The sequence below is a fragment of the Cupriavidus sp. a3 genome (genome assembly GCF_051015765.1).
In the GTDB taxonomy this organism is placed as follows: domain Bacteria; phylum Pseudomonadota; class Gammaproteobacteria; order Burkholderiales; family Burkholderiaceae; genus Cupriavidus; species Cupriavidus oxalaticus_A.
Window position 1 is genome coordinate 2942376 of the sequence record NZ_CP170643.1, and the last position, 6992, is coordinate 2949367.

Sequence of the window (6992 nt, forward strand, 5' to 3'; positions counted from 1 at the left end):
AATCCCGGTCTGGGTGGCCCCGACGGGCCACGGGAGCTTTTTCATGACTGACTCGAACCTATCTTTCTTCGGCAGGGTTTCGCTTGCCGTGGGCACCTTCGTCGCCATCCTCGGCGACGGCCAGCTCGCGGCCGGCATCAAGCGGCTGCGCAACGGCGAGAGCGCCGCGCCGGCAGCGCCGGCCCCCGTCGCCGCACCGGTCCCGGCAGCGGCACCCGAGGCCCCCACGCTGAAGGAAGCCAGCCCGGTGGCGGCACTGCAGCTGCTGGGCCTGCTGCAGCGCGACGCCCGCTTCGTCGACTTCGTCGAGGAAGACATCGCCCGCTATTCCGACACCGAAATCGGCGCCGCCGCCCGCCTGGTGCACGACGGCTGCCGCGCGGTGCTGCGCGAGCACTTCACCATCCGCCCGGTGCGCGAGGAAGCCGAAGGCAGCCGCGTGACGGTGGCCGACGGCTTTGACGCCACCGCCATCCGCCTGACCGGCAACGTGGTCGGCAGCGCGCCGTTCCACGGCAGCATCAGCCACCGCGGCTGGAAGGTCGACGAAGTGCGCCTGCCGCGCGTGGCCGAGCGCCATGACGCCACCGTGATCGCCCCGGCCGAGGTCGAGCTATGAGCGAAGCCCGCTACGCCATCGGCATCGACCTGGGCACCACCCACAGCGCGCTGTCCTACGTCGACCTGGCCGCCAGCGATGGCGAGAAGACCAGCCAGGAAGTCCAGGCCATCACGCAGCTGACCGCGCCGGGCGCCGTCGAAGACCTGGACCTGCTGCCCTCCTTCCTGTACCTGCCGCACGCGAGCGAGTTGTCGCCCGGCGACCTGGCGCTGCCGTGGACCGCCGAGCGCGACTTCGCCGTGGGCGAAATGGCGCGCACCCGCGGCGCGGCCACGCCGATCCGGCTGGTGTCGAGCGCGAAAAGCTGGCTGTGCCACCCCGGCGTAGACCGCCGCGCGCAGATCCTGCCGGCGGACGCGCCGCCGGAAGTGTCGCGCGTGTCGCCGCTGGAGGCGTCGGTGCGCTACCTGAACCACCTGCGCGAGGCCTGGGACCAGGCCCATCCCGACGCGCCGTTCGGCGAGCAGGACATCACCGTCACGATCCCCGCATCGTTCGACCCCGCCGCGCGCGAACTGACCGCAGAAGCGGCAGCCGCGGCCGGCTATGCGCGCATGACCCTGCTGGAAGAACCGCAGGCCGCGCTGTACAGCTGGATCCAGAAAAGCGGCGGCCAGTGGCGCAAGCAGGTCAAGGTCGGCGACATCATCCTGGTGGTCGACGTCGGCGGCGGCACCACCGACCTGTCGCTGATCGCGGTGGTCGAGCGCGACGGCAACCTTGAGCTGCACCGCGTTGCCGTGGGCGACCATATCCTGCTCGGCGGCGATAACATGGACCTGGCGCTGGCCCACGTGGTGGCGCGCAAGCTGGCCGCGCAAGGCACGCAGGCCGACCCGTGGCAGCTGCGCGCGCTGACCTACGCCTGCCGCGCGGCCAAGGAAACGCTGCTGACCGACCCCACCACCGATACCGTGCCGCTGGTCGTGCCGAGCCGCGGCTCGAAGCTGATCGGCGGCTCGATCCGCACCGACCTGACCCGCGCGGAGCTGACGCAGACCATCCTGGAAGGCTTCTTCCCGCAGGTCGACGCCTCGGCCCGCCCGGTCAGCCGCGCGCGCGCCGGCCTGACGCAGCTTGGCCTGCCTTACGCGCAGGACGCGGCCATCACGCGCCACCTGGCCGCGTTCCTGGGCCGCCAGGTGGCGGCGCTGGCCGAACTGGAAGGCTTCCAGGGCGCGCAGCCCGAAGGCGCGACCTTTTTGCATCCGACCGCGGTGCTGTTCAACGGCGGCGTGTTCAAGTCGGAACGGCTGGTCGAGCGCATCCTGCAGACCCTCAACGGCTGGCTCGCCGGCGAAGGCGCCGCACCCGCGCGGCTGCTGGGCGGCGCCGAGCTGGACCTGGCCGTTGCACGCGGCGCAGCCTACTACGGCTACGTGCGGCGCGGCAAGGGCGTGCGCATCCGTGGCGGCACCGCGCGTTCCTACTATGTCGCGGTGGAATCGTCGATGCCGGCCGTGCCCGGCTTCGAGCCGCCGATCCAGGCGCTGTGCGTGGCACCGTTCGGCATGGAAGAAGGCACCGATGCCGCGCTGCCGCCGCAGGAATTCGGCCTGGTGGTGGGCGAGCCGGTGCATTTCCGCTTCTTCGGCTCATCGGTGCGCCGGCAGGACCAGGTCGGCACCCTGCTCGACTTCTGGGGTCCGGAAGAACTGCAGGAACTGGAGGAAATCCAGGCGACCCTGCCCGCCGAAGGCCGCACCGCCGGTGAAGTGGTGCCGGTCAGGCTGCATGCGCGCGTGACGGAGGCCGGCACGCTGGAGCTGGAAGCCGTGCCACGCGGCAACGGCGAGCGCTGGAAGGTCGAGTTCGACGTGCGCGGCAGCGCCGATGCCTGAGGCAGTGCCCGCGCCGGCGCAGCAGTACGTCGTCGGCATCGACCTGGGCACCAGCAACACGGTTGTCGCCTACGCGAAGGCCGGGTCGGACGATATCCGCGTCTTCGATATCGACCAGCTGGTCAGCCCCGGCGAAGTCGCGGCGCGCCCGCTGCTGCCGTCGGTGCGCTACCACGCGGCGCCGGGCGAGCTCAGCGGCGATGACCTGCAACTGCCCTGGCAGACCGCCGCCAGCGCCGCCGCGCGCCGGACCGTGTTCGGGCGGCTGGCGACAACGCTGGGGGCACAGGTACCCGGCCGGCTCGTCGCCAGCGCCAAGAGCTGGCTGTCGCATGCGTCGGTCGACCGCACCGCGCCCATCCTGCCGTGGGGCGGCCCCGACGATGCCGACAAGATCTCGCCGGTGGTCGCCAGCGCGAGCTACCTGGGCTACGTCGCCGCGGCCTGGAACCACCGTTTTCCCGACGCGCCGCTCGAGCAGCAGGACGTGGTGCTTACCGTGCCCGCCTCGTTCGACGAAGGCGCGCGCGCGCTGACGCTCGAGGCCGCGCGCCTGGCCGGCCTGCCCGCACTGCGGCTGCTTGAAGAGCCGCAGGCCGCGTTGTACGACTGGCTCTTCCATCATCGCCAGACGCTGGATACCGACCTCGCGCAGACACGCCTGGTGCTGATCTGCGACGTCGGTGGCGGCACCACCGACCTTACGCTGATTCGCGTGGAAATGCAGGACGGGCAGCCGCAGTTGACGCGTATTGGCGTGGGCAACCACCTGATGCTCGGCGGCGACAACATGGACCTGGCGCTGGCGCACCTGGTCGAAGCACGCCTCGGCGCGGACCAGAGGCTGTCGGCCTCCAGCCTGTCGCAGCTGGTGGCCCGCAGCCGCGCGGCCAAGGAACAGTTGCTCAGCGCGCAGGCTCCGGACGCCGCCACGGTCACGCTGCTCGGTGCCGGCTCGAAGCTGGTCGGCGGCGCACGGTCGGTTGAAGTGACGCGGCAGGAAGTCGAGCAACTCGTTGTCGACGGTTTCTTTCCCAAGGTTGCCTCCTCTGAGAGGCCCGGTCGCGCGCGGGGCGCCATCGTCGAGTTCGGCCTGCCTTATGCGTCCGACCCGGCCGTGACGCGGCACGTCGCCGGCTTCCTGTCGCAGCACGCCGCGCAGTCGCGCATGGCGCTGGAAGCGCCGCCCGCGCAGGCCGATGCCCTGCCCGTTCCCGACACGCTGCTGCTGAACGGCGGCGTGTTCCGCGCCGAAGCGCTGGCGGGCCGCATCGCCGAGACGCTGGGCGCGTGGCGCGGTACGCCGCTGCACGTGCTGCACAACGCCGATCCCGACATCGCGGTGGCACGCGGCGCGGTCGCCTATGCAAGGGCCCGCAGCGGCCAGGCACCGCGCATCGGCGGCGGCTCGCCGCGCAGCTACTTCCTTGTGCTCGACGACAGCGCGACCGGCCAGCAAGGCATCTGCCTGCTGCCCAAGGGCACCGAGGAAGGCCATGAGGTGCACCTCAGCGACCGTACCTTTGCGCTGCGGGTCGGGCACCCGGTGCAATTCCACCTGGTCTCGTCGGTCGCCGACACCGTCTACCAGCCAGGCGAGCTGGTCGACCTGTCCGCGGGCGACTTCGTGCGCCTGCCGCCGATCGCCACCGTCGTTCCTGCACGCGGCGCCCGCGGTCCGCGCGAGACGCCGGTGCAGATCCGCACATCGCTGACCGAGGTGGGCACGCTCGAAGTCCACTGCATCGACATCGCCAACGACTCGCAACGCTGGCGGCTGGAATTCCAGCTGCGCGGCAACGATGCCCCGGCGGAAGCGCCCGCGGCCGCAACGGCGCATCCGGCGCTGCCGCAAGCCATCGAGGCAATCGACCGCACCTTCGGCGCCCGTTCGCAGGACGTCGGCCCCAAGGAGGTCAAGCGGCTGCGCGCGCAGCTGGAGCAGGTGCTGGGCGCGCGCGAGCAATGGGACAGCGCCCTGCTGCGCGAGCTGTTCGGCGCGTTCTGGGAGCGCGCCAAACGCCGCCGCCGCACCGCCGACCATGAGCGCCTGTGGCTGAACCTGGCCGGCTATTGCGTGCGGCCGGGCTTCGGCTATCCGCTGGACGAATGGCGCGTCGAGCAGCTCTGGTCGCAGTACGACCAGGGCATCCAGTACGTCAACGAGACCCAGAACTGGTCGGAATGGTGGACGCTGTGGCGGCGCGCGGCCGGTGGCCTCGATGAAAGCGCGCAGCTGCGCTTGTTCGAGGACATGGCGTTCTACCTGCAGCCGCCGGGCAGCGGACACTACAAGAAGCCTGCCGGTCCCACGCGCGGCGGTTATCCCGACATGGTCCGCCTCGCCGGATCGCTGGAACGCCTGTCGGCCGACACCAAGATCGAGCTGGCCGGCTGGCTGCTGACGCGGCTGCGCAAGCCATCGGAAAACAACCTGGCCTGGTGGGCGGTGGGCCGCATCGGCGCGCGCATGCCGTTCTATGGCAGCGCGCACAGCGTGGTGCCGGCAGAGATCGCCACGCAATGGATCGACAACATCCTCGCGCTCGACTGGAAGAAGGTCGAGCCCGCCGCGTTCGCCGCGGTGCAGATCGCGCGCATGACCGGCGATCGCACCCGCGACCTGCCTGACGAGACCCGGGCCAATGTGGTGCGCCGGCTCGAAGCCGCCAACGCGCCGCAAAGCTGGATCGCCATGGTCCGCGAAGTTGTCGAGCTCAATGCCGCGGATGAGGGACGGGTATTCGGCGAAGCGCTGCCCGCGGGCCTCAAGCTGATCGCGGGGTGATGTGGGGGCCTTCCCATGGGCCCCTGGCGTGATTTGAAGGTGGTGTGAATTTCACCTATGCTGACTTGCTCCTGCTGCCGGTGTGGCGGCGCCCAGCCCTTCAAGGAGGAAGACAATGCGCGTCATGGTGATCGTCAAGGCAACGAGCGATTCCGAAGCCGGCAAGATGCCGGGCACAGAATTGCTGGCAGCAATGGGCAACTTCAACGAAGAGTTGGTCAAGGCTGGCATCATGCTCGCCGGCGAGGGCCTGCATCCGAGCGCCAGGGGCAAGCGTGTGCGCTTCTCCGGCAAGGAGCGGACCGTGACCGACGGCCCGTTTGCGCAGACCAATGAACTCATCGCGGGATTCTGGCTGTGGCAGGTCAAGTCCATGGACGAGGCCATCGCATGGGTCAAGCGCTGCCCCAATCCCATGGAGGGCGAGTCCGAGATCGAGATCCGCCGGGTGTTCGAAGCCGATGATTTCGGGGCGGAGTTCACCCCCGAACTGCGCGAGCAGGAAGAGCGGCTGCGCGCGCAGGTCGACCAGCAGGCCAGCAAGCCGCGCTGATGAAGACTACACGCGTGCGGCGTACGGAAATCCATATTGCCTGCTGAGCCGGTCAAGCCTGGCACGCAGGCTGGCCAGCTCGCCGGCCAGCTGCCGCGCCATGATCGGCAGCGGCCCTGGCTCCGCTTCCACCACAGCGGCTCGCGGCGATGGCATCGGCAATGGCGCCTTGCCGGTCTCCAGTGCGTCTGCCAGGGCCAGCAAGGTAGCATCGATGCCGGGATCGTCGCCCTCGCGCAAGCCGCCCTCATGCTCGATGGTGGCCATCAGTTCCAGCGCGCTGATACAGACGCGCGCGCCATGCTGGATTTCCTCGAACTCGGCGGCAGGCACGCCGGTCTCCTTGGCCACCGAGGGGATCAGCCCGCGCAGCGGAATCAGCTTCGCGCCCAGTTCGATCATTGCGGTGCGCAGCTCGGCGGCATCTGCAAAGCCATGCTGCATCCGCGTATGAACCGCCATGCTGGCGCGCAACAGCCCGGCCAGCCTGATGCGCCATGAATATGAGGCATAGGCGGGCAACGCGAAGGAAAACACGAGTGCGATCGCGGTACCGATAAACACATCGGCGGTGCGCCAGAACGCGTCGGCGATATTCTGTTCGCCATGGCCGGCGGTAATCACCACGGTAATCGCCGCCAGCAGCGCGATATAGCCGCCCTGGCCGATGGCATGGTAGGCGCAATAACCGCAGATCAGCGCCAGCAGCGCATAGGTCAGCAACGGCCAGCCAAAGAACGATTGCTGCACGATCAGCGCCAGGCCGATAAGTGCCCCGATCAAGGTGCCGATCCCGCGTTCCGCGGCGCGACGGCGGATATTACCGTGGTGCTGGAGCCCGCCGATGACAACCAGTACGGTGATGGTGGCCCACTCACCGTGGGGGATGTCGATGCCGGTGGTCAGGGCAATTGACGCCAGCAGTGCCAGCGCGACGCGCGTGGCGTGGAACAGCCTGGCTTGCCGAAAGCGACGGTTTGTATCGAACAGTGCGTCGGTGGTTTTGCGCAGGGTTGCTAGCATGGTTTTGGTTGGCGCGGCGGGGAATGCCAAGTTTATGGCATGGGTTGTGCCAATGTGGTTGCTGTTAGTGACATTGCCCGCGATAGCAATAAACTCGAAGCCGCAAAAAGCAAAAACCCCTCGCAGCACACGCTGTCGAGGGGTTTTGCACAATAAGAGCCTGGC

At 69.1% G+C, this 6992-nt stretch carries 5 protein-coding genes; 4 read left to right on the top strand and 1 reads right to left on the bottom strand.

Annotation, left to right across the window (positions count from 1 at the left end; genetic code table 11):
- Nucleotides 1-43 precede the first annotated feature (43 nt).
- The 4 genes from ACAD63_RS14215 (at nucleotide 44) to ACAD63_RS14230 (ending at nucleotide 5804) form a co-directional block, all read left to right on the top strand.
- Nucleotides 44-619, top strand: coding sequence for a DUF2760 domain-containing protein (locus ACAD63_RS14215; protein WP_434032872.1), 576 nt, complete (start codon nucleotides 44-46; stop codon nucleotides 617-619).
- Entirely contained in the window at nucleotides 616-2463 is a 1848-nt protein-coding gene (locus tag ACAD63_RS14220) for an Hsp70 family protein (protein WP_434032873.1), read from the top strand. Before ACAD63_RS14215 ends, ACAD63_RS14220 begins: the two co-directional genes overlap by 4 nt.
- On the top strand, nucleotides 2456-5251 hold the full coding sequence (locus ACAD63_RS14225; RefSeq protein WP_434032874.1) for an Hsp70 family protein: 2796 nt from the start codon (nucleotides 2456-2458) through the stop codon (nucleotides 5249-5251). The genes ACAD63_RS14220 and ACAD63_RS14225 overlap by 8 nt, the downstream gene beginning before the upstream one ends.
- A 115-nt stretch (nucleotides 5252-5366) precedes the next feature.
- Nucleotides 5367-5804: a YciI family protein gene (locus ACAD63_RS14230; protein ID WP_434032875.1), complete on the top strand. Its 438-nt coding sequence runs from the start codon at nucleotides 5367-5369 to the stop codon at nucleotides 5802-5804.
- Nucleotides 5805-5810: 6 nt separating this feature from the next.
- Here the strand turns inward: ACAD63_RS14230 and ACAD63_RS14235 are convergent.
- Nucleotides 5811-6992: FUSC family protein (locus tag ACAD63_RS14235; RefSeq protein WP_434032876.1), on the bottom strand; the 1182-nt coding region annotated here is incomplete at its 5' end.